Source organism: Streptomyces sp. NPDC004111 (assembly GCF_042874215.1).
Taxonomy (GTDB): Bacteria; Actinomycetota; Actinomycetes; order Streptomycetales; family Streptomycetaceae; genus Streptomyces.
Map to the genome: position 1 here is coordinate 1 of NZ_JBIAMU010000027.1, position 22,446 is coordinate 22,446.

The 22,446-nt window shown below is 73.0% G+C and carries 2 protein-coding genes (1 of these 2 only partly in view); both read right to left on the reverse strand.

Annotation, left to right across the window (positions count from 1 at the left end):
- Nucleotides 1-12,262 (reverse strand): type I polyketide synthase (locus tag ACFYVL_RS38640; protein WP_389253636.1); only part of this gene is annotated, 12,262 nt, incomplete at its 3' end.
- Nucleotides 12,259-22,446 carry the 3' end of a type I polyketide synthase gene (locus ACFYVL_RS38645; RefSeq protein WP_389253639.1) on the reverse strand. It continues 11,400 nt past the right edge of the window, so 10,188 of the gene's 21,588 nt are visible here — the last part of the coding sequence; its start codon lies off the right edge, out of view — the gene reads right to left on this strand; it ends in the stop codon at nt 12,259-12,261. The genes ACFYVL_RS38640 and ACFYVL_RS38645, both read right to left, overlap by 4 nt.

Below are 22,446 nucleotides of genomic sequence, written 5' to 3' on the forward strand. Positions count from 1 at the left end.
TGGGCGTGACGGTCTCGGGCAGGTCCACCAACCCGCCCCAGTGCAGAGGCTGTTCCAGTGCGACGACCCGGCCGAGACCCCACACCAGGGCCTGCTCCGGTGCGTCGATGCGATCGTTGCTCCCGGTCGACACCGCCTGCTGGGTGGCGGCCCACAGCCGCGCCTCCATTCCGGCGTCGCCCATGGCCTGCGACAGCAGCACCGTCGACGCGAAACCGTTCGGGACGGACGCGAAGTCGGAGTGCGGCTGCCGGTCGAGAGCGACGAGCGACAGAACACCGGCCGCGTCCGCGTAGTCCCGCAGTCGCGCTGCCAGGGCATCACGGTCCAGCTCGTGCGCTTCGAGTACGAGCAGCGAGGGCTGGGCCCCGTGAGCGGCCAGCGCTTCGACGGCGGCAGGCACCCACGGGTGCTCGGCCTGCGCACCGGCCGCGACCACGAGCCACGAACCCGACAGCGAGGCGGGCTGGTTGCCGGTCAGTGGCCGCCACTCGACGCGGTAACGGAGCGATTCGAGCCCCGACTGTTCGTTCCGCCGCCGGCGCCAGGCTGACAGCGCGGGCAGCAGCCCGTCGAGCTGTTCACCGTCGAGCCCGAGGGACGCGGACAGCGATTCCACGTCCTCCCGCTCGACCGCCGCCCAGAACTCGCCGTCCGTCTCGCCGAGCGGTGCGACGGCAGGGGCACTCGGCTCGATCCAGAAGCGTTCCCGCTGGAACGCGTACGTCGGCAGGCCGACCCGGCGAGCCCCGGTTCCGGCGAACACGGCAGCCCAGTCGGTTGCCGCACCGTGTACCGAGAGTTCGGCCAACGCACCGAGGAACTGCGCCGGCCCTCCGTGATCACGGCGCAGCGACCCGGTCACCACGACGGCCGACTCGGCCGCATCGGCGATGTCGCGCACCCCGGCGGCGAGGACGGGGTGCGGGCTGGCCTCGACGAAGACGGTGTGCCCGTTGCCGAGCAACGCCGCCACGGTGTCGCGGAACTCAACCGTCTGCCGCCCGTTGCGGTACCAGTAGGCGGCGTCGAGGTGGGCGGTGTCGGTGAGTTGGCCGGTGACGGTGGAGTAGAAGGGGATGTGTCCGGTGCGGGGGGTGATGGGTGCGAGTGCTGCTGTCAGCTCGTCCTTGATTTCTTCGAGCTGGGGGGAGTGGGAGGCGTAGTCGACGGGGATGCGCTTGGCCTGCGGGATTTCGGCGAGGAGCGCTTCGAGGACGTCGTTGTCGCCGGAGACGACGGTGGAGGCGGGTCCGTTGACGGCCGCGATGGACAGTCCGTCGCGGTCGCGGAGCTGGTCTGCGGGGAGGGGTACGGAGACCATGCCGCCGCGTCCGGAGAGGGCGAGGAGTGCCTTGCTGCGTAGGGCGACGACGCGGGCGCCGTCTTCGAGGGTGAGGCCGCCCGCGACGCAGGCTGCGGCGATCTCGCCTTGGGAGTGCCCGACGACGGCCGCCGGTTCGACTCCGTAGGAGCGCCACAGCTCGGCGAGGGAGACCATGACGGCCCACAGCACCGGCTGGACGACGTCCACCCGGCGCAGTGCTTCTTCGTCGTCGAGGACGTCGAAGAGGGACCAGTCCACGAAGGGGTTCAGGGCGTCCGCGCATTCCTGCATGCGGGTCGTGAACACGTCTGAGGTGGCGAGGAGTTCGGTGGCCATGCCGGTCCACTGGGACCCCTGGCCCGGGAACACGAACACCGCACCCGACGGAGATGCGGCCGTGCCCGTCACCACGCCTGGAGCCGGTTCACCGGCCGCGACCGCTGCCAGTCCGTGCAGCAGTTCGTCGCGGTCGGAGCCGACGACTACCGCACGGTGGGACAGTGCGGCGCGGGTCGTCGCCAGGGAGTACGCGACGTCGAGCGGCAGCAGGTCGGGATCCGAGGTCACGAACGACCGCAGCCGCTCTGCCTGCGCACGCAGGCCCGCCTCGTCCTGGGCCGTCAGTACCCACGGCATGGCGGAGGGCTCGGTACGGTCCTCGCCCGGCTCGTCGGACGCAAGCACCGAGGCCGGGGCTGCGGGCGCCTGCTCCAGGATGACGTGGGCGTTGGTGCCGCTCACGCCGAACGAGGAGATACCGGCGCGGCGTGCGTCACCGGTCCGGGGCCACTCCGTGCGTTCGGTCAGCAGTTCCACCGCGCCCGCCGACCAGTCCACCTCGGGTGTCGGCTCGTCCACGTGGAGGGTCTGCGGCAGCACGCCGTGCTGCATGGCGAGGACCATCTTGATGACGCCGGCGACACCGGCGGCTGCCTGGGTGTGGCCGATGTTGGACTTCACCGAGCCCAGCAGCAGCGGCTGTTCGCGGTCCTGGCCGTAGGTGGCGAGGAGTGCCTGCGCCTCGATGGGGTCGCCGAGCTTCGTACCCGTTCCGTGCGCCTCGACCGCGTCGACGTCGGCGGTCGAGAGTCCGGCGGAGGCGAGGGCCTGGCGGATGACGCGCTGCTGGGAGGGTCCGTTGGGGGCGGTGAGGCCGTTGGAGGCGCCGTCCTGGTTGACGGCGGAGCCGCGTACGACCGCCAGCACGTCGTGGCCGTTGCGTACGGCGTCCGACAGACGCTCGACGAGGAGCATGCCGACGCCCTCGCCCCAGCCCGTGCCGTCCGCGGCACCCGCGAACGCCTTGCACCGGCCGTCTTCGGACAGCGCGCCCTGGCGGGAGAACTCCGCGAACGCGGTGGGAGTCGCCATCACGGTCGCGCCACCGGCCAGCGCCAGCGTGCACTCGCCGGAACGCAGCGCCTGCACGGCCAGGTGCAGAGCGACGAGCGACGACGAGCACGCGGTGTCGACGGTGATCGCGGGGCCTTCGAGGCCGAAGGTGTAGGACACCCGGCCCGACACCACGCTCGCCGCGTTGCCGGTGGCCAGGTGGCCGTCGGCGCGCTGGGGTGCGGCGCCGACCAGGGCGCCGTAGTCCTGGCCGTTCGTACCGACGAAGACGCCGGTGCGGCTGCCGCGTACCGCGTCCGCGGAGATTCCGGCGCGTTCGAAGGTCTCCCAGGCGGTCTCCAGGAGGAGCCGCTGCTGCGGGTCCATCGCGACGGCCTCGCGCGGCGAGATCCCGAAGAAGGCCGCGTCGAACTCGGCGGCGTCGTGGAGGAAGCCGCCGGCCTGCACCGACGCGCCGTCGGCGCCCTCGGCGATGTGCCAGCCGCGGTCCACGGGAAGGGCCGACATGGCGTCCGCCCCCGAGTCCAGCAGCTGCCAGAGCTCCTCGGGGGAGGCGACACCGCCCGGGAAGCGGCAGCTCATGCCGACGATCACGATCGGGTCGTCGTTCGCGGCCACCGCCGCGCCGACGCCCGGAACGGAGGAGTCCGCCGCAGCGTGCGTGCCGGGGATCGCTTCCAGCAGGAAACCGGCGAGGAGCCCGGGGGTGGGGTAGTCGAAGACGACCGAGGCCGGGACGCGCACACCGGTGGCCGCGCTCAGGCGGTTGCGCAGCTCGACGGCGGTCAGCGAGTCGAAGCCGACCGACTGGAAGGTGCGCGAGGTGTCGATCGCGGCGGGCGTGGCGTGCCCGAGCACCGCGGCGACCTGCGCGCGCACCAGCTCCAGGACCGTGCGCTCCTGCTCGGCCGCGGGCAGCCCGCGCAGCCGGTCCGCGAGCTCGCTGCTGCTGTTCGCCCGCCGCTGGTGGTCCGGGCCGAGCAGACCGCCGACCAGCGCACTCGGCCGGGAGACGAAGCGGGACCCGAAGGTGTCCCAGTCGATGTCGGCCACCAGCTCGGTGACCTCCCCGTCCGCCAGCACGCGCTGGAGAGCCGCGACGGCCGGCCCGGGAGGCATGGCGCCGGCGTGTCCGGTGCCCATGCCGGGTCCTGCCCAGGCGCCCCAGGCGATGGAGGTGGCGGGGAGCCCTTGGGCGCGGCGGTGGTGGGCGAGTCCGTCGAGGGTGGCGTTGGCGGCGGCGTAACTGGCCTGGCCGGGGTTGCCCAGGGTCGCGGAGGCCGAGGAGAAGAGGATGAACGCGTCGAGGTCGAGGTCGCGGGTGAGGTGGTGGAGGTGCTGCGCGCTGTCGGCCTTGGCACTCAGGACGTGGCGAATCCGCTCGGGGGTGAGCGATTCGAGGACGCCGTCGTCCAGGGTGCCCGCCGCGTGGACGACCGTGCGCAGGTCGGGGATCGTACCGAGGAGCGCGGCGAGGGCGTCGCGGTCGGCGACGTCGCAGGCGGCAAGGGTGACCTGCACACCGAGTGCTTCGAGTTCGGTGGCGAGTTCGTCTGCGCCGGGTGCGTCGGGGCCGCGTCGGCTGGTGAGGACGAGGTGGGTGGTGCCGTTGGCGGCGAGCCAGCGGGCGACATGGCTGCCCAGGGCCCCCGTACCACCGGTGATCAGCGCGGTGCCACGGCTGGTCCAGGTGGTGTGCTCGTACGTGGCCGGGGTCGTCCGCCGGTTCAGACGGCAGCCCCACATGCCGGTGCCCCGGACGGCGACCTGGTCCTCGCCGGTGGTGCCGGTGAGTACGGCGCACAGCGCGGTGGCTGCCTGCGCGTCCCACTCGGCGGGCAGGTCGACGAGCCCGCCCCAGCGGTCGGGGTGTTCGAGGGCGATGACACGGCCCAGACCCCAGACCCCGGTCTGCTCCGGGTCGACCGTCGTGCCGCGGTTCTCCGACGTGCCGTCGCTCCCGGATGCCCCGGAAGTGTCGCTCCCGGAGATCCCTGAGGCGGTGTCGCTACCGACCGTGTTGACGGCGCCGCGGGTGACGCACCAGAGAGGCGCGTTGATGCCTGCTGCGATGAGGGACTGGAGGAGAGCGACGGTCTCCACCACGGGCAGCAGGGAGACCACCCCGGCAACCTGGGTGCCGTCGTCGCCGGACACGTCCATGGCGGTGACGGCGGAGCGCACGTCCGCCCCGGCCGCCGCAAGCGCGGCGGCCACCTCGTCACCCGTCTCACCGACCACCCACCAGGTGCCGGACAGCACCGGCTGCGCGGGAACGCCGGTGACCGGCACCCACTGGGTCAGATAGCGCCAGGAATCCACCAACGACTGTTCCTGCCGACTGCGGCGCCAGGAGGACAGCGCGGGAAGTACGTCGCTGAACGACTGGTCGGCGTCGATCCCGAGCGCGCTCAGGTCACCGTGCTCGACGGCGTCCCAGAACGCGGCGTCCACCGCACTGCCGAGGGGCCCGGCCTCGGCCGGCTCCAGCCAGAAGTGCTCCTGCTGGAAGGCGTACGTGGGCAGTTCCACCTGCCGCGTTCCCTGGAAGATGCTGGGCCAGTCGATGTGGGTGCCGCGGGCGTGGAGGGTGCCCAGGGCGGTCATGAGGGTGGGTGCTTCGGGGCGGTTGTGGCGGAGGGCGGGGGTGCCGTGGCCGTCTGTGAGAGTGGTGAGGGAGCCGTCGGGGCCGAGTTCGAGGAGGGTGGTGGTGCCCAGGGTGCGGAGGGTGTTGAGTCCGTCGGCGAAGCGAACGGCCTCGCGGATGTGGCGGACCCAGTAGTCCGGGGTGCACAGTTCCTCACTGGCCGTCGCACCGGTGAGGTTGGAGACGATGGGCAGGGTGGGGGCGTGGTACTCGACGGTTCGGAGGACGGCGGTGAAGTCGTCGAGCATGGCGTCCATGCGGGGGGAGTGGAAGGCGTGGCTGACATGCAGCCGACGCGTCTTCACGCCCTGGGCGTTCAGGGTGGCTGTGACGGATTCGACGGCGTCTTCGTCGCCGGAGATGACGACGGAGGAGGGTCCGTTGACGGCGGCCATGGTGACGCGCTCGTTGAGCAGCGGGGTGACGTCGGCTTCCGGTGCGTTGACGGAGGCCATTGCTCCGCCCGTCGGGAGGGCCTGCATGAGTTGTCCGCGCGCGGCGACGATCTTTGCCGCGTCGGGCAGTGACCAGACTCCGGCTACGTGTGCGGCGGAGAGTTCGCCGATGGAGTGGCCGAGGAGATGGCCGGGGGTGACGCCCCACGAGGTGACGAGACGGTACAGCGCCACTTCGAGGGCGAAGAGTCCGGCTTGTGCGTAGACGGTCTCCCGCAACAGTTCCGCGTCCTCGCCCCAGACGACCTCGGTGAGCGGCCGGTCGAGGTGTGCGTCGAGCGCGGCGCACACCTCGTCCCATGCCTCTGCGAACACCGGGTAGGAGGCGTGCAGTTCACGGCCCATGCCGAGCCGCTGTGAGCCCTGGCCGGTGAACAGGACGCCCAGTCCGCCCGCCACGGGCACCTGAGTGGCCAACGAGTCCAGCTGTGCCAGGAGTTCGTTCCGGTCCTTGCCCGCGACGACCGCGCGGTGCGAGAGGGTTTCGCGGGTCGAGAGCAGCGACCAGCCGATCTCCGCCGGGTCCAGCTCGGGCGCGGCGGTCACGAACGCCTTCAGGCGCTCGGCCTGCGCGTGCAGACCGTCCTCACCGGCACCGGACAGAACCCATGGAACGGCGGGCAGTTCGGCCCGCTCGGGACCGGCTTCCGACGGGGCCGCCGGGAGCTGCTCCAGGATGACGTGCGCGTTGGTGCCGCTCACACCGAACGACGAGACGCCCGCGCGGCGCGCTTCACCGGTCCGCGGCCACTCCGTCGGCTCGCTCAGCAGCTCCACCGCACCGGCGGCCCAGTCGACGTGCTGCGACGGCTCGTCGACATGCAGGGTCCGGGGCAGGACGCCGTGGCGCATCGCCATGACCATCTTGATGACGCCGGCGACACCGGCGGCGGCCTGGGTGTGGCCGATGTTGGACTTCACCGAGCCCAGCAGCAGGGGGTGTTCGCGGTCCTGGCCGTAGGTGGCCAGAAGTGCCTGCGCCTCGATCGGGTCGCCCAGGGTGGTGCCCGTGCCGTGCGCCTCCACCGCGTCGACCTGTGCGGGGGAGAGCCCGGCGTTCGCCAACGCGGCCCGGATGACGCGCTGTTGGGAGGGGCCGTTGGGGGCGGTGATGCCGTTGGACGCGCCGTCCTGGTTCACGGCGGAGCCACGTACGACAGCCAGCACCTCGTGCCCGTTGCGTACGGCGTCCGAGAGGCGCTCGACCAGCAGCATGCCGACGCCCTCGGCCCAGCCCGTGCCGTCGGCCGCGTCCGCGAACGACTTGCAGCGGCCGTCCGAGGCGAGACCGCCCTGCCGTGCGAACTCCTCGAACGCGGTCGGGGTCGCCATGATCGTGACACCGCCGGCCAGCGCCATCGAGCACTCGCCCGACCGGAGCGCCTGCACCGCCAGGTGCAGCGCCACCAGCGACGACGAGCACGCCGTGTCCACCGTCACCGCGGGGCCTTCGAGACCGAAGGTGTAGGACACCCGGCCGGAGATGACACTGCTGGAACTGCCGGTCAGGAAGTAGCCCCCGGACTCGGCCGAAGCGCCGTAGCCCTGCGACGAGGCGCCCACGAACACACCTGTCCTGCTGCCCCTGACGGAGGAGGCCGGGATGCCGGCCCGCTCGAACGCCTCCCACGTGGTGTGCAGCAGCAGCCGCTGCTGCGGGTCCATCGCGACGGCCTCGCGCGGGGAGATCCCGAAGAAGGCAGGGTCGAAGTCGCCCGCCCCGCGCACGAAACCACCCACACGGGCGTACGGCGCACCGGAGGCCGAGGCGGCCCGACCCAGGTCCCAGCCGCGGTCCGTCGGGAAGGGCGACATGGCGTCGCCGTGGGATTCGACGAGCCGCCACAGGTCCTCGGGGGACGCGACGCCGCCCGGGAATCGGCAGCTCATGCCGACGATCACGATCGGGTCGTCACCGACCGGAGCCGCCGGAGTTTCGGTGACGAACTCCTGCGGGGCGTCCAGCGCCTCGCTCACCAGGTACGCGGCCAGCGCGGCCGGTGTCGGGTAGTCGAAGATCACGGTGGCGGGCGGGCGGATGCCGGTGGCGGCGGTGAGCCGGTCGCGGAGTTCCACCGCCGTCAAGGAGTCGAAGCCCGCCTCCTGGAAGGTGCGCGAGGCGTCGACCGCTTCGGGCCCGGGGTGCCCCAGCACCGAAGCCGCCGCGGAACGCACCAGCTCCAGCGCGGTGCGGCTCCGCTCGGCCTCGGGCAGGGACCGCAGCCGGAGCGCGAAGTCGCCGACCGGAGCCGCAGAAGCGCCGGTGTCCGTCAGCAGCTCGCTCAGCAGGGGGCTTGGGCGGAACGCGGTGAAACGCGGCCCGAACCGGGCCCAGTCCACGTCCGCGACCACGACGGCAGCCGCGTCCCCGAGCAGCGCCCGCTGGAGCGCGGCGATGGCGCGATCGGGCGCCATGCCCGACAGGCCGTGTCCCGCGAGCAGTTCCGAGCCCTCGGCGGCCATGCCGTCGCCGTCCCACATGCCCCAGGCGACGGAGGTGGCGGGGAGTCCTTGGGTGCGGCGGTGGTGGGCGAGTCCGTCGAGGAAGGCGTTGGCCGCGGCGTAGGCGGACTGGTTTCCGCTGCCCCACACGCCCGCGATCGAGGAGAACAGGACGAAGGCGTCCAATTCCATGTCGCGGGTCAGCTCGTCGAGGATCTCCGCCCCGGTGACCTTGGCGCGCATGCTGTCGGCGAACCCGGCCGAGGCCAGCTCCACGAGGGCGCCCCAGCTGGGGACGCCTGCGGCGTGGACGACGGTACGGAGGTCGGGGATCGTGTCGAGGAGTGCGGTGAGGGCGTCGCGGTCCGCCACGTCGCAGGCGGCGATGGTGACCTGTACACCGAGTGTTTCGAGTTCGGTGGTGAGTTCGGTGGCGCCGGGGGTGTCGGGTCCGCGTCGGCCGGTGAGGACGAGGTGGTCGACGCCGGTGGTGGCGAGCCAGCGGGCGGCATGGCCGCCCAGGGCCCCCGTACCGCCGGTGATCAGCGCGGTTCCGGACGTACGGAAGCTCTGGGGCGCCCCGGATGCCGGGGCGGCCCGGCGCAGTCGGCCCGCCCACGCGCGGTTGCCGCGAAGTGCGATCTGGTCCTCACCGGTGGAGCCCGCGAGAATGCGGCTCAGCAGCTCCTCGGTGTCCGTGTCGGGCTGGGCGGGGAGGTCGACGAGGCCGCCCCAGCGGTCGGGGTGTTCCAGCGCGACGACACGGCCGAGACCCCGGATCGAGGACTGGTGCGGGTCCACCACGTCCGCGTCGGACACGGCCACCGCGCCACGGGTGACGCACCACAGCGGCGCGTCGATCCCGGCCGTGACCAGTGCCTGGACGAGGGCGACCGTACCGGCGGCGGACAGGAGCGACACCACACCTGCCGGAGCGGTGGCGTCGGAGTCCAGATCCTCCACCGTCACCTGGCGCACTTCGGCACCGGCGGCCCGGAGCGCGGCGGCGACCGTGTGTGCGTCGTCCGTGCTGCTGCCCGGCTCGGTCACGACACACCACGTGCCGGTGAGCGCCGGGCCGGAGGACAGACCGGTGACCTCGGCCCAGGCGAGCTCGTAGCGCCAGGAGTCGACGACCGACCGGTCGTTCCACGCCTGCCGCCACGACGACAGGGCGGGCAGCACCTCGCTCAGCGGTCGGCCGGCGTCGATGCCCAGCGACTCCACGTCCCCGCGCTCGACGGCGTCCCAGAACGCGGCGTCGACGGCGCTGGTGGCGGACTCGGCACCGGCGGGCGCCTCAAGCCAGTAGCGCTCGCGCTGGAAGGCGTACGTGGGCAGTTCCACCTGCCGCGTTCCCTGGAAGATGCTGGGCCAGTCGATGTGGGTGCCGCGGGCGTGGAGGGTGCCCAGGGCGGTCATGAGGGTGGGTGCTTCGGGGCGGTTGTGGCGGAGGGCGGGGGTGCCGTGGCCGTCGGTGAGGGTGGTGAGGGAGCCGTCGGGGCCGAGTTCGAGGAGGGTGGTGGTGCCCAGGGTGCGGAGGGTGTTGAGTCCGTCGGCGAAGCGGACGGTTGCGCGGATGTGCCGCACCCAGTAGTCAGGGGTGCACAGCTCTGGTCCCGCCACCTCCCCCGTGACGTTGGAGACGATGGGCAGGGTGGGCGCCTGGAATTCCACGGTGCGCAGGACGGCGGTGAAGTCGTCGAGCATGGCGTCCATGCGGTGCGAGTGGAAGGCGTGGCTGACGTGCAGCCGACGCGTCGTCACGCCCTGGGCGTTCAGTACGTCGACGACGGCTTCGACGGCGTCTTCGTCGCCGGAGATGACGACGGAGGAGGGTCCGTTGACGGCGGCGAGGGTGACGCGCTCGTTGAGCAGCGGGAGGACGTCGGTCTCCGGTGCGTTGACGGAGGCCATGGCTCCGCCCGTCGGGAGGGCCTGCATGAGTCGTCCGCGTGCGGCGACGATCTTCGCCGCGTCGGGGAGTGACCAGACTCCGGCCACGTGTGCGGCGGAGAGTTCACCGATGGAGTGGCCGAGGAGATGGCCAGGCGTGATGCCCCAGGAGGTGACGAGACGGTACAGCGCCACTTCGAGGGCGAAGAGACCAGCCTGTGCGTAGACGGTCTCCCGCAGCAGGTCCGCGTCCTCGCCCCACACGACCTCGGTGAGCGGCCGCTCGAGGTGTGCGTCGAGTGCGGCACACACCTCGTCCCACGCCTCTGCGAACACCGGGTAGGAGGCGTGCAGTTCACGGCCCATGCCGAGCCGCTGCGAGCCCTGACCGGTGAACAGGATGCCCAGTCCGCCCGCCACGGGCACCTGGGCATTGATCGAGTCCAGCCCCTGGAGCAGTTCTTCGCGGTCCTTGCCCACGACCACCGCACGGTGCGACAGAACCGCGCGGGTCGAGAGCAGCGACCAGCCGATCTCCGCCAGGTCCAGTTCAGGATCGGCGGCCACGAACGCCTTCAGACGGGCGGCCTGGGCCTGAAGTGCGGCTTCACCCTCACCCGACAACACCCAAGGTATGGAGGGCAGTTCGGGCTGGTTCGCCGTGGCCTCCGGTGCTTCCTCCGCAGGCGCCCCTTCTGCGGAAGTCGCCTCCGGCGACGCCTGCTCCAGCACGACGTGGGCGTTGGTGCCGCTCACGCCGAACGCGGACACACCTGCCCGTCGCAGCCGGTCGACGGCCGGCCAGTCCGTCCGCTCGGTCAGCAGCCGTACCGCGCCGGCCGTCCAGTCGACGTGCTGCGACGGTTCGTCGACGTGCAGGGTCTGCGGCAGCACGCCGTTGCGGATGGCCATGACCATCTTGATCACACCGGCGACGCCCGCGGCGGCCTGGGTGTGGCCGATGTTGGACTTGACCGAGCCCAGCAGCAGGGGGTGTTCGCGGTCCTGGCCGTAGGTGGCCAGGAGCGCCTGTGCCTCGATCGGGTCGCCCAGCTTCGTGCCCGTACCGTGCGCCTCGACCGCGTCGACGTCCGTGGCCGCCAGCCCCGCGTTCGCCAGCGCGTCGCGGATGACGCGCTGCTGGGAGGGTCCGTTGGGGGCGGTGAGGCCGTTGGAGGCGCCGTCCTGGTTGACGGCGGAACCGCGTACCACCGCCAGCACCTTGTGGCCGTTGCGTACGGCGTCCGAGAGGCGCTCGACGAGGAGCATGCCCACGCCCTCGCCCCAGCCCGTACCGTCGGCCGCGTCGGCGAACGACTTGCAGCGGCCGTCGGCGGCCAGACCGCGCTGGCGCGAGAACTGCACGAACGTACCCGGGGTCGCCATCACCGTGACGCCGCCCGCCAGCGCCATCGAGCACTCGCCGTTGCGCAGCGCCTGCACGGCGAGGTGCAGGGCCACCAGCGACGACGAGCACGCCGTGTCCACCGTCACCGCGGGGCCTTCGAGCCCGTACGTGTACGACACCCGGCCCGACGCGACACTCGCCGCGCTGCCGATCCCGGTGTACCCCTCCACCTCGTCCGGCACGGCCGACAGCCGCGAGACGTAGTCGGAGTACATCAGTCCGGCGAACACACCGGTCCTGCTGCCCTGCAGCGACGTGGCGGGGATGCCCGCCCGCTCGAAGGCCTCCCAGGACGCTTCGAGGAGCAGCCGCTGCTGCGGGTCCATCGCCAGTGCCTCGCGCGGCGAGATGCCGAACAGGGCCGGGTCGAAGTCGGCGACGTCGTGGACGAACGCGCCCTCACGGGCGTACGAGCGGCCGGCCCGGTCGGGGTCCGGGTCGTACACGCCGTCCAGGTCCCAGCCGCGGTCCGTGGGGAAGTCGCCGACCGCGTCCACCGCCGACTCGGTCAGCCGCCACAGGTCCTCGGGCGAGGCCACACCGCCCGGGAACCGGCAGCTCATCCCGATGATCGCGATCGGCTCCCGGCTCTTCGCCTCGACGTCGCTCAGCCGCTGCCGGGTCTGCCGCAGGTCGGTGGTGAGCTTCTTGAGGTAGCTGAGGACCTTCTCGTCGTTCGACATCTGTGCGCTGTTCTCCTCGATGGCTGCTGAGCTGTGGTTCGTGTGTGTCATGACCCATCGAGTTCCTGGTCGATGATGTCGAACATGTCTTCCAGTGAGGCCGAGCCGAGATCCGGCGCGGCGCTCTGCTGCGCGGACCGCTGAAGGTCGGTCCACATCGCGACGAGGGATTCCATCCGGGCGGTGAGCCCCTCGCGCAGGGTGGCGTCCTCGGCCATGGCCGAGATCACCGAGGCGATCCTGTCCAGCTCCCTGAGCCTGACCTCGACCGGATCACCCGACTCCGGTGCGAGTTGCGCCCGTACGTGGGCGCTCAACGCCGCCGGGGTCGGGTGGTCGAAGACCGCCGTCGCGGACAGCCGGACGCCCGTCGCGGTGGCGAGCCGGTTGCGCAGGTCGACCGCGGTCAGCGAGTCGAAGCCCATCTCCTGGAACGTGCGGGCCGCTTCGACCGCCTCCGGAGCCGGAAGCCTGAGCACCGCGGCGATCCGCCCGCGCACCAGGTCCAGTACGGTCCTGCTCTGCTCGGCCTCCGACTGCTCGGCCAGCAGACGCCGCAGACCGCTGCCCCCGTCGCCCGTCTCCGCCGTCCGCCGCGCCGTGACCGGTGCCAGACCGCGCAGCACGGGCGGTACGGAGCCGGCCGCGGCCAGCGCCCGGACGTCCAGCGGGCTCGCCACCAGCGCGGCGTCCGCGCTCCGGCACGAGGCGTCGAACAGTTGCAGACCCCGCTCGACGGACAGCGGCACGGCGCCCTTGCCCCGCATCCTCGCCAGATCGTCGTCCGACAGGTGCGAGGTGAGCCCGCTGCGCTGCTCCCAGAAGCCCCAGGCGACGGACAGTCCCGCCTGCCCCTGGGCCCTGCGGTGCGTCGCCAGTGCGTCGAGGAAGGCGTTGGCAGCCGCGTAGTTGGCCTGGCCCGCGCTGCCCAGCACTCCGGCGGCGGACGAGAACAGGACGAAGTGGTCCAGCTCCCTGTCGCGGGTCAGCTCGTGCAGGTGCCAGGCCGCGTCCGCCTTCGGCCGCAGGACCGCGTCCAACTGCGCTCCGGTCAGCGAACCGACGACCCCGTCGGCGACCGCACCGGCCGTGTGGACGACGGCACGCAGCCCGGGGACGGTGGCCAGGAGCCCGGCCAGCGCCGCACGGTCCGCCGTGTCGCACGCCTCGACCCGTACCCGGGCGCCCAGCGACTCCAGCCCGGCGGCCAGTTCCGCGACCCCCGGCGCCGTGCCGCCGCTGCGGCTGGCCAGCACCAGGTCCCGGACGCCGTGCTCCGCCACCAGGTGCCGGGCCACCAGGGAGCCGAGGACTCCGGTGCCGCCGGTGATCAGGACGGTGCCGCGGTCCCAGGCGGGCGAGTCCCCGCCGGACTCCGCACCACTCAACCCGGACTCCGCAACGACGACACCGGACTCCGCACCGGAGACGCCGGACTCCGCACCGGTCAGGGCGGGCACCAGGACCTGGCCCGACCGGATCGCCACGTCCGCCTCTCCGCTCGCGAGCACCGCCGGCAGCACATCGAGGTCCGCACCGTCGTGGTCGACGATCACGATCCGGTCCGGGTGCTCCAACTGCGCCGTGCGCAGCAGACCGCGTACCGCGGCTCCGGCCAGGTCCTCCACGTCGTCACCGGGACGGGTGGCCACCGCGCGCCGCGTCAGCACCACCAGCCGCGTACCGGCGAACCGGTCGTCCGCCAGCCACTCCTGAACCACCCGCAGCACCCGGTGCAGGACCGCCGAGGCGTTCTCCACGGCCGAACCGCCCAGCGCATCGGGCAGGCACGGCAGCAGCAGCACGTCCGGCACCCGCTCGACGGAGGCGGGCCCACCGGCCAGTTCCGGCGAAAGCCCGGCCCGCTCCAGGGCGGCCGACAGCTTCCACTCGTCGTCGTGGTCCTCCAGCAGAGTCCAGGACTCCGACCGCGCACCGGACACGTCGGGGACCGGGACCTCGGTCCACTCCAGCCGGAACAGGGCGTCCACCCGTCGGCCGCCCGCCTCGGGCAGCCCGGTCAGCGGGCGCATCGCCAGCGACTCGACGTCGAGCACCGGCGCGCCCACCGCGTCGGCGACCCGTACCGCCACCGCGTCCCGACCGGCCGGCCGCAGCGCGACCCGCACCGTCGACGCGCCCTCGGCGTGCAGGCCCACCCCGCTCCAGGCGTACGGCAGATAGCCCTGCCCCGGCTCGGAGACGAAGGACCCCAGGGCCAGCCCGTGCAGCGCCGCGTCCAGCAGCGCCGGATGGATCCCGCACCGTGCGGCGTCGCTCCACGCGTCCTCGGGCAGCGCCGCCTCCAGGAACACCTCGTCCCCGTGCACCCAGGCGGCGCGCAGCCCCTGGAAGGCCGGACCGTACCGGTAACCCTTGTCCGCCATCCCGTCGTACACCGTGCCGACGTCGACCCGTTCGGCACCGGCGGGCGGCCAGGCCCGCAGGTCCCAGGAGGCCGCCGAATGCTCCGGCGACCGTGCCCGGCCGGCCGCCGCCAGAACGCCGGAGGCGTGGCGGACCCAGTCGCCGTCGCGCCCGGAGAACACCGAGAGCGCACGGTGACCGTCCTCGTCCGCACCGGCGACCGACACCTGTACCCGAAGCGTCTCGTGCTCCGGCAGTACCAGCGTCTCGTGCAGGGTCAGTTCGTCCAGCACGTCGAGGCCGAACCGGGCTCCCGCCTGGAGCGCGAGCTCCACGAACGCGGCACCCGGCAGCAGCACCACACCCCGTACGGCGTGGTCGGCCAGCCAGGGCTGACCCGCCAGGGACAGCGCACCGGTCAGCACACAGCCGTCCGAGTCGGGCAACGGCAGCGCCGCACCCAGCAGCGGGTGATCGACGCCGCCCAGGCCCAGCCCGGAGGCGTCACCGGTGGCGCGCGCGGGGGCCAGCCAGTAGCGCTCGCGCTGGAACGCGTAGGTCGGCAGATCCACCTGCCGGGCACCGGCCCCCGCGAACGCGGCACGCCAGTCCACCTCGACCCCGGAGACCGAGACCCCGCCCAGGGACCTCAGGAACTGCCCGAGGTCACCCGTGTCGCGGCGGAGCGTGCCGGTGGCCACGACGTCCGTGTCGTGGGCGTCGGCGGTGTCCTGGACGCCGATGGTGAGGACGGGGTGCGGGCTCGACTCGACGAAGACGGAGTGACCGGCGTCGAGCAGAGAGGCGACGGTGTCCTGGAACCGGACGGTGCGACGGAGGTTCTCGTACCAGTAGGCGGCGTCGAGTTCCGCCGTGTCGGTGAGGGTGCCCGTGACCGTGGAGTAGAAGGGCACCTCACCGGTCCGGGGTGCGACGGGTGCGAGTGCTTCGGCCAGTTCGTCCTTGATTTCCTCGACGTGGGCGGAGTGGGAGGCGTAGTCGACGGGGATGCGCTTGGCCTGCGGGAAGTCCGCGAGGACGGCGTCGAGTACGTCGTTGTCGCCGGAGACGACCGTGGAGGCGGGTCCGTTGACGGCCGCGATCGAGAGGCCTTCCCGGTCGCGGAGTTGATCGGCCGGGAGGGGTACGGAGACCATGCCGCCCCTGCCGGAGAGGGCGAGGAGTGCCTTGCTGCGCAGAGCGGAGATGCGTGCTCCGTCCTCCAGGCTCAGCCCGCCTGCGACGCAGGCTGCGGCGATCTCGCCCTGGGAGTGTCCGACGACAGCCGCCGGGACGATTCCGTAGGAGCGCCACAGTTCTGCCAGCGAGACCATGACAGCCCACAGGACCGGCTGGACCACGTCGACCCGGCGCAGAGCCTCTTCGTTGTCGAGGACGTCGAAGAGGGACCAGTCCACGAAGGGGTTCAGGGCGTCCGCGCATTCCTGCATGCGGGCCGTGAACACGGCCGAGGTGGCGAGGAGTTCGGTGGCCATGCCGACCCACTGCGAACCCTGGCCCGGGAACACGAACACGGTCCTGCGTCCGGACGAGGCGGCCCTGCCGTCGTCGTCCAGCGTGGACAGGCCGTGCAGGAGTTCGTCACGGCCGGCTCCCACGACGACCGCGCGGTGGGCGAACGCCGCCCGGCCCGTCGCCAGCGTCCAGCCGATGTCGGCCGGGTCCAGCTCCGGGTGCTCGGTCACGAAGGCACCGAGGCGCTCGATCTGCGCCCGCAGCGCGTCCCGGGTGGCGCCCGACAGCACCCACGGAACCGCGGGCAGCACGGGCGGTTCGGGCCTGGCCGCCGTCGCCGGCGCCTCTTCGAGGATCACGTGGGCGTTGGTGCCGCTCACGCCGAACGCGGACACACCGGCCCGGCGCGGGCGTTCGGCGGCCGGCCACGGCGTCTGCTCGGTGAGCAGCCGGACGGCTCCGTCCGCCCAGTCGACGTGCTGCGACGGCTCGTCGACGTGCAGGGTCTGCGGCAGCACCCCGTGCTGGAGCGACAGCACCATCTTGATCAGGCCCGCGGCGCCCGCCGCGGCCTGGGTGTGACCGATGTTGGACTTGACCGAGCCCAGGAGCAACGGGCGCCCCGAATCGCGGCCCTGACCGTACGTCGCGACCAGTGCCTGCGCCTCGATCGGGTCGCCCAGCGTGGTGCCCGTGCCGTGCCCCTCGACGGCGTCGACATCGGCGGCCGACAGGCCCGCGTTCGCCAGCGCCTGCTGGATGACGCGCTGCTGGGAGGGGCCGTTGGGGGCGGTGAGCCCGTTGGAGGCGCCGTCCTGGTTTACGGCGGAGCCCCGTACGACCGCCAGCACCCGGTGCCCGTTGCGCTCGGCGTCCGACAGCCGCTCCAGGACCAGTACGCCGACGCCCTCGGCGAAGCCCGTACCGTCCGCCGCCGCGGCGAACGCCTTGCAGCGCCCGTCGGCGGCCAGACCGCGCTGGCGGGAGAACTCGACGAGCAGGTCGGGGGTCGGCATGACCGCCACACCGCCCGCCAGCGCCAGCGTGCTCTCGCCCCTGCGGAGCGACTCGCACGCCCAGTGCACGCTGACCAGCGAGGACGAGCACGCCGTGTCCACGGTGACCGCTGGGCCCTCAAGGCCCAGCGTGTACGCGACGCGGCCGGAGATCACCGACGTCGAGTTGCCGGTGAGCAGGTACCCCTCGGAGCCCTCCGGCGTCGACGGCTGGTCCGCTCCGTACGTGCTGGAAGCGGCGCCCGCGAAGACACCCGTGCGGGTCCCCTTGAGCGTGCGCGGATCGATGCCGGCCCGCTCGAACGCCTCCCACGAAGCCTCCAGCCACAGCCGTTGCTGCGGGTCGGCGGCCAGCGCCTCGCGGGGCGAGATCTTGAAGAACCCGGCGTCGAAGTCCGCCGCGTCGGGCAGGAAGCCGCCCGCGCGTGCGTAGGTGGTGCCGGACCGGGACGGGTCCTGGTCGTAGAGCGCCGCCAGGTCCCAGCCGCGGTCGGTGGGCAGACCCGACACGGCGTCCCTGCCGGAGGCGAGGAGCTGCCACAGGGCCTCGGGGGAGTCCACGCCGCCCGGCAGACGGCAGCTCATCCCGACGACGACGATCGGGTCGTCGGCCGGGCGGCTCCCCGGTGCGGCCGGGAGCGCCCCGGCGGCCGAAGTGCCGCCCGCCGCTGCCGACCCACCCGCGCCGGAACCCGCCCCGCGCGCCGTGGATGTCGACCCCGCCGCCAGGGACAGGGCTCCGCCCGCCGGGGCAGTCGAACCGTCCCCGTCGAACAGTTCGCGCGCCAGATGGCCGGCGAGTGCCTCCGGCGTCGGGTGGTCGAAGACGACCGTGGTCTGGAGCCGCCGTCCGGTCGCGGTGCGCAGCCTGTTGCGCAGCTCCACCGCGGACAGCGAGTCGAAGCCCAGCTCCTTGAACGGCCGGTCGGCGGAGACCGAGTCCGGGCCGCCGTGGCCGAGTACGGCCGCGGCCTGCGCACGTACCAGGTCGACCAGTGCGACGTGCCGTTCGGCGGCCGTCAGGCCCGCCAGGCCCAGGCCCGTCACCACGTCGTCCGTGCTGCCGGAGACCGCCGGGACACCGGCGGCCGGTGCGGTGACCAGGCCGCGCAGCAGCGCGGGCACCGGGGACGAACCCGGCGCGGCCGCCTCCAGGCGGGCCGGGACGAGCAGCGCCTCGCCGGTCGAGGGCGCCGAGTCGAAGAGGGCGAGCGCCTCCTCCGTGGACAGCGGGCGCACGCCGGCCCGCGCGAACCGGTCGGTCTCCACGCGTGCGGTCATCGCACTGCGCTGCTCCCAGAAGCCCCAGGCCAGCGAGACCGCGGGCAGCCCCAGCGCCCGGCGGCGCGCGGCCAGCGCGTCGAGGAACGCGTTGGCGGCGGCGTAGTTGCCCTGCCCGGGACCGCCCAGCACACCGGCCGCCGAGGAGAACAGGACGAACCCGGAGAGGTCCAGGTGCCGGGTCAGCTCGTGCAGATGCCAGGCCGCGTCCACCTTCGGACGCAGTACGGTGCGCAGCCGGTCCGGTGTCAGCGAGCCGATCACGGCGTCGTCGAGCACACCCGCGGTGTGCACCACCGTCCGCAGGTCCGGTATCGAATCCACCAGCCGGGCCGCCTGCTCGCGGTCGGCGAGGTCGCAGGCGACCACCCGTACCCGGGCGCCTTCCGCCGTCAGCTCGGCGACCAGCGCTTCCGCCGACGGGGCGTCCGCGCCGGAACGGCTCGCGAGCACCAGCTCGCGCACCCCGTGCGCGCGCACCAGGTGCCGGGCCACCAGACCGCCCAGTGTCCCCGTACCGCCGGTGACCAGCGCGGTGCCCGCGCCGACCGGCTGCGGGAAGGTGAGCGCCAGCTTGCCCACGTGGTGTGCCTGGGACAGGAAGCGGAACGCGTCGCCGGCCCCGGCGACGTCCCAGACCCGCAGCGGCAGCGGGGTGAACACCCCTTGCTCGAACAGCGCCACCATCTCGGCGAGGAGCCCGCCGAGCCGCTCCTCACCCGCGTCGAGCAGCTCGAACGCCCGGTAGGCCACCCCGTGGCCGTCCCGCACCTCGGCCGGGTCACGCAGGTCCGTCCGGCCCAGCTCGATCAGCCGCCCACCGGGGCGCAGCAGCCCCAGCGACGCGTCGAGCAGGTCACCCGTCAGCGAGTTCAGCACCACGTCCACGCCGTCGGGCGCGACGTCACGGAAGCGGTCGGCGAACTCCGTGGACCGGGAGGACGCGATGCGCCCCTCCGCGACCCCGAGCCCGCGCACCACGTCCCACTTCGCCGGGCTCGCGGTGGCGAACACCTCCGCACCCAGCCAGTGCGCCACCTGCACGGCGGCCATCCCGACACCACCGGCGGCGGCGTGCACCAGCACCGCGTCGCCCCGGCCCACCCCGGCCAGGTCGACCAGCCCGTACATCGCGGTGAGGAACGCGATCGGGGTCGAGGCGGCCCGCGCGAACGACCATCCGGCAGGCACCGGGACCAGCAGCCGGTGGTCGGTGACCGCCAGCGGCCCGAACGCGCCCGAGAACAGCCCCATGACACGGTCGCCCGGAGCCACCCCGCGCACACCGGGGCCTACCTCCAGCACGACTCCGGCGGCCTCGCTGCCCATCAGCCCGGCCTTGTCCGGGTACATGCCGAGCGCCAGCAGCACGTCACGGAAGTTCACCCCGGCGGCGTGCACCGCCACCCGGACCTGCCCCTCGGCCAGCGTCCCCGACACCTCGGGGACGGCCGTACGGGACAACCGGTCCAGGGTGTGCTTGGCAGTGGTCGCCAACCGCCAACTGCCATAGCCAACAAGGGTGTTCGGGGAGTCTTCGGTGTCCGGGGTGACGTCGGCGTGCGTCGTACGGTCCGCGCCGACCCGCACCAGCCTGGGAACCAGCACAGTCTCCCCGCGCACCGCCACCTGCGGCTCGTCGGAGCGCAGCACCGCCGGCAGGGCGCCATCGGCACCGTCCGGCGCGTCGACGAGTACGAAGCGGCCCGGGTTCTCGGTCTGCGCGGTACGCACCAGACCCCACACGGCGGCGGACGCCAGGTCCTTCGGCTCCTCACCGGCGGCCGTGGCCACCGCGCCGCGCGTCACGACCACGAGCCGCGCATCGGCGAAGCGCTCTTCCGCGAGCCACGCCTGGAGGACCGCGAGCACCCTGCCGACCTCGGCGTGAACCCCGTCCGGGGTCTCCACCGGAGCCATCGCCGGAGCCATCGCCGGAGCCATTACCGGCGCGGAACCGAGCACGACCACCGCGGGCGGCTCGGACAGCTCCGCCAGACCCGCCAGGTCGGCGGCGGACCCGACGAAGACCGCCGGGCTGTCGCCTTCGGCAGTGAAGACCGTCGCGGCGTCGGCGACAGCCGTAGCGCCCGTGGAGTTCCCGGCCGCCGCCCCGTCCGGAGCGGGCATGACGAGTTCGGTCCAGTCCACCCGGAACAGCGCCTCCGCGCGCACCCGGTCCAGCCGGTCCGCGGTCAACGGCCGCAGCACCAGGGACTCCGCCGACAGCACCGGTGCACCCGTGGCGTCCGCCACCCGGACGGCGACCGCGTCGGCCCCCGCAGGCGCGAGCGCCACCCGCAGGGCACGCGCACCCTCCACGTGCAGGGTCACACCGGACCAGGAGAAGGGAAGGTGCGGCTGCTCCGGGTCGGACACGAACCTGCCGAACCCGGCACCCTGCAACGCCGCGTCGAGCAGCGCCGGGTGCAGACCGCACAGCCCCGCGTCACCCTCGGCACCCTCGGGCAGGGCGACCTCGGCGAACACCTGGTCCCCGAGCCGCCAGGCGGCGCGCAGACCCTGGAAGACCGGGCCGTAGGCGTAACCGCGCGCGCCCATGTCCGCGTACACACCGGTGAGATCCACCGGCTCCGCTCCAACCGGAGGCCATACGTCCAGCCGCTCGCCGTCCGCCATGGCGTCGGCACCCAGGGCGCCGGAGGCATGGCGCACCCACTCGGTGTCCCCGGCCCGCCGGGAGTGGACCGTGACCGGCCGGCCGCCCGTCGCGTCGGGGCCGCCGACCGAGACCTGGACCTGCGTGTCGCCCTGCTCGGCCAGCACCAGCGGCGCGTGCAGGGTCAGTTCGTCCAGCCGCCGCAGCCCGTACCGCAGACCGGCCTGCAACGCCAGCTCCACGAAACCGGTACCCGGCAGCAGCACCTCGCCCAGCACGGCGTGATCGCCCAGCCAGGAGTGCGTCGCCCGCGACAGCGAACCCGTCAGCACACAGCCGTCGGACTCGGGCAGCGGCAGCACCGCGCTCAGCAACGGATGCGCGAGCCCGGCCATTCCGGAACCCGTCACCGGGCCGCTGGCACGGACAGGGGCCAGCCAGTAGCGCTCGTGCTGGAACGCGTAGGTCGGCAGACCGACCCGGCGCGCCCCCGTCCCCGCGAACACGGGCTCCCAGCCGACCGGCACGCCCGCGACGTGCAGCAGACCGAGCGTGGTCAGGAACTGGCGCAGCCCGCCCTGGTCGCGGCGCAGGGTGCCGGTGGCCAGGACGTCCATGTCCTTCGTGTCGGCGGTGTCCTGGATGCCGATGGTGAGGACGGGGTGGGGGCTGGCCTCGACGAACACGGTGTGCCCGTGCCCGAGGAGCCCCTCGACGGTGTCCTGGAACCGAACCGTCTCGCGGAGGTTGCGGTACCAGTAGGCGGCGTCGAGTTCTGCGGTGTCGGTGAGTTGGCCGGTGACGGTGGAGTGGAAGGGGGTGTGTCCGGTGCGGGGCCGCACCGCCGCCAGGACCTGTGCCAGCTCGTCCTTGATCTGCTCGACGTGGGCGGAGTGGGAGGCGTAGTCGACGGGGATGCGCTTGGCCTGCGGGAAGTCCGCGAGGACGGCGTCGAGTACGTCGTTGTCGCCGGAGACGACGGTGGATGCGGGTCCGTTGACGGCCGCGATCGAGAGGCCTTCCCGGTCACGGAGTTGATCGGCGGGGACGGGTACGGAGACCATGCCGCCCCTGCCCGAAAGGGCGAGGAGTGCCTTGCTGCGGAGGGCGGAGATACGTGCTCCGTCCTCCAGGCTCAGCCCGCCTGCGACGCAGGCCGCGGCGATCTCGCCCTGAGAGTGCCCGACGACGGCGGCAGGTGTCACTCCGTACGAGCGCCACAGTTCGGCGAGGGAGACCATGACGGCCCACAGGACCGGCTGGACCACGTCCACCCGGAGCAGGGCCTCTTCGTCGTCGAGGACGTCGAAGAGGGACCAGTCCACGAAGGGGTTCAGGGCGTCCGCGCACTCCTGCATGCGGGCCGTGAACACGTCTGAGGTGGCGAGGAGTTCGGTGGCCATGCCGACCCACTGCGAACCCTGACCCGGGAACACGAACACCGGGTCGCTCGGTGTGCCGGCCACGCCCGTGAC